Here is a 3,082-nt window from a genome sequence, read left to right as displayed (position 1 = left end):
GCCGAGCGCCGCGCGCCGTCGGTCCCGGCACGGACCGCGCCGGTTGCGCGGGCAGCGGAACGGTCGGAAGCCGACAAGGCCTCTCCGCGACGCTACGGACCTGATGACGTGAACGACTCAGGCGGTCGCCGGACCCCGTCGTTTCGCACCCGGAACCGACGACGGCGCGGGAGTTCGTGATTCGTTCCCGTCATCAGGTCTGTAGTACCGGCGGCACATCCTGCCGCCGACCGCCGATCACCGACCGCGACCGCCGGGCAGCGGCTGCGGTCGTGGCGAGTCGGTGCGCTCAGCCGCCGACGTGGATGCCCGGTCGGCGCGACGGGTCCGGCTCACTCTTGCGGATGATCTCCCGGACCACCGGCGGCGTGTCGCCCCGGCCGAGGATGAGGTACCGCAGCAGGTGGGCGAGCGGGTTGCCCTCGGACCACTCGAAGTGCGCGTGCGGGCGTACGCCGGTGCCGTCGCGCAGGGCGAGCAGGATGGCCGCGATGGCGTTCGGGACGGCCGGGCTGCTGGCCCGCAGCACCCGGTAGCCGCCGACCTCCACGCCGTGCACCCGCAGCACCTGGCTGAACTGGGACGGGTCCACCACGTCGATCTCCAGGAAGAGCACGTCGGCCGCGCCGGGCACCGGGTTCATGCCGCGCTGCGCCCGCTCCTTGACCCGGTACTCCTTGAGCGCCCCGCTGTCGCGCTTGTTGGCGATCAGGTGCAGTCGGCCGTCGTGGGTCAGCGAGTCGGCGATGAACCGCCGGGCGGCGGGGTCGAACTCGATCCGCTCCGCCCGCAGCTCGGTGGTGCGGGACACCCGGGAGATCAGCGAGACGGCGATGATCCCGGCGATGAACAGGGCCGAGATGGCGAGGCGTCCGGCTTCTCGATCACGTTCTCGGTGAGGGCGTAGAGCAGCACGGCGGTGAGCAGGCCGAAGCCGGCCCCGGCGATCCGGTGGTGGGCCCGCACGGCCGCGATGGTCACCGCCACCGCGCCGGAGACCATCATCGCCAGGATCCCGGTGGCGTACGCTCCGGCCTGGTCGTTGACGTCCGCGCGGAAGGCGACCGTGATGGCGATGCTGATCACCGTGTAGACGATCACCACCGGCCGGACCGCCCGCCCCCACTCCGGCGCCATCCCGTACGACGGCAGGTAGCGCGGCACGATGTTGATCAGGCCGGCCATCGCCGAGGCGCCGGCGAACCAGAGGATCAGCACGCTGCTGATGTCGTAGACGGTGCCGAACGCCTCGCCGAGGTGTTCGTGCGCCAGCCAGGCCAGCGCCCGTCCGTTGGCGGCACGACCCGGCCGGAACTCCTCCGCCGGGATCAGCACCGTGGTGACGAACGTGGTGGCGATCAGGTACACCGACATGATCAGCGAGGCGGTAGCGAGCAGCTTGCGGGTGTTGCGGATCCGCGCCTCCAGGCGCTGCCGGGAGTCCTCCCCCGCCCCCTTCACCAACGGCATCATGCTGACCCCGGTCTCGAAGCCGGACAGGCCCAGCACCAGCAGCGGGAAGGCCAGCACGGCGGGCCCGAGCAGGTCGCCGAGACCGGTGCCGCCGGCGGTCAGCGCCGCCGTCCAGTCGCCCACCAGGGACGGGTCCGCGGCCACCTCGGCCAGCCCGACCACGACGATCACCGCGTTCAGCCCGAGGAAGACCGCGACCAGCGGGATGGCCACGCTGACCGCCTCGCTGAACCCGAGCAGGAACACCCCGCCGAGGATCAACAGCAGCACCACGGTCACCACCACGGCGGCGGCCGTGCCGTGCGGGAAGGACGCCGGCAGGTACGGGTTCTCCAGCAGGTGGACCGTGGCGTCGGCGGCGGAGAGGGTGATCGTGATGATCCACGAGGTGGCGACGAAGCCGAGCAGCACCAGGACGAAGATCTTGCCGCGCCAGAACGGCAGCAGCCGTTCCAGCATCGCCACCGAGCCCTGCCCGTGCGGGCTCTCCCGGGCCACCCGCCGGTACATCGGCAGCATCCCGAACAGGGTCAGCGCCACGATGAGCAGGGTGGCCAGCGGGGAGAGCGCCCCGGCCGCCAGCGCCGCGATGCCGGGCAGGTACGACAGGGTGGAGAAGTAGTCCACGCCGGTCAGGCACATCACCCGCCACCAGGGGTGGCGCTTCTGCGTACCCTCCTCCGCCTCGGGACCGACGGGCTGCACCTGGTGGGCGAAGAGCCAGCGCCGCAGCGGGTCGGCCGCCGGGCGGGGACGGGCGTGGCTCTCCACGCACTCCGGGACCCTCACCGACCCGACCGGGTGCGCTCCCCCTGCAGCGGATCGCGGGCCGCCCGCACCTCGGGCCCGAGACCCGGCGGCGTGCCACGCCGTCCCCGGCTACGCCGTGGCTTCGCCCCGTCCCGCCCGTCCGCCATCCCCGTCCCACTCTCTACGGTCCTGCACCGACCGTAGGCGGTACCCGCGGCGCCGCTCGCCGGAACCGGCAAGCCGGGAGATCATCGCGGGCGCGCACCGCGCGGGCCGGCTGCTTCAGCCCGGTGGTGCCGCCAGGACGTCGCGCAGGGCCTCGGGGTCGGAGACGGTGACCGTGGCGCCCGGGTGGCGCGGCCACGGTCCCGGCACCAGGGCCGGGACGGCTTCGGCGAATTGCACGCAGACCCCGGCGGCGGTGCTGGTGCCGAAGGTGACCCCCTGGTCGGCGAACGACAGGTGCGGCCCGATCGTCCGCCACCACCGGTACGGCCCGTCGAGTCGCGCCCCGGTGATGTTGGCCCGCGGGGTGCGGAGCCGCCAGGGTCCGTACCGGATGTCGAGCGCCTCGTCGTCGACGAGCACCCAGGAGGTCTCCGGGCGTACGCCGAGCAGCGCCAGCGGGGCCCGGAAGGCCGGGTCGAAGCGGAACGCGGAACGGTGCACGGGCATGACCCGCGGGTACCCGGTGCCGGCCGGCCGACACCCCGGCTCACTCCAGCGCGCGAATCCAGTCCTCGACGTGCGCGTCGAGGTGCGCGGCGGCCCGCCAGTACGGGCGTCGACGGTGAAGATCCGGGCCCAGGGCTGCACCCCGTCGCGGGCGCCGTCGCGCAGCAGCGCGTACCTCGCCCGG

The 3,082-nt window shown here is 73.4% G+C and carries 2 protein-coding genes and 1 pseudogene; 1 reads left to right on the top strand and 2 read right to left on the bottom strand.

What is annotated here, in order from left to right; translation table 11 throughout:
* Positions 1-289 precede the first annotated feature (289 nt).
* A pseudogene (locus JNW89_RS32655) lies at positions 290-2,262 on the bottom strand (amino acid transporter).
* Positions 2,263-2,505: 243 nt separating this feature from the next.
* On the bottom strand, positions 2,506-2,898 hold the full coding sequence (locus tag JNW89_RS32650) for a hypothetical protein (protein ID WP_238451983.1): 393 nt from the start codon (positions 2,896-2,898) through the stop codon (positions 2,506-2,508).
* Between JNW89_RS32650 and JNW89_RS32645 the strand changes: the two genes are divergently transcribed.
* Positions 2,897-3,082, top strand: a 186-nt coding sequence (locus JNW89_RS32645) for a hypothetical protein (RefSeq protein ID WP_238451982.1), incomplete at its 3' end; no start/stop codon positions are given. The two genes, JNW89_RS32650 and JNW89_RS32645, sit on opposite strands and share 2 nt — an antisense overlap.

The organism is Micromonospora sp. 4G55, from assembly GCF_016803375.1.
Note: the sequence above shows the minus strand (reverse complement) of the source record. Positions and strands in the feature narration are given on the sequence as shown.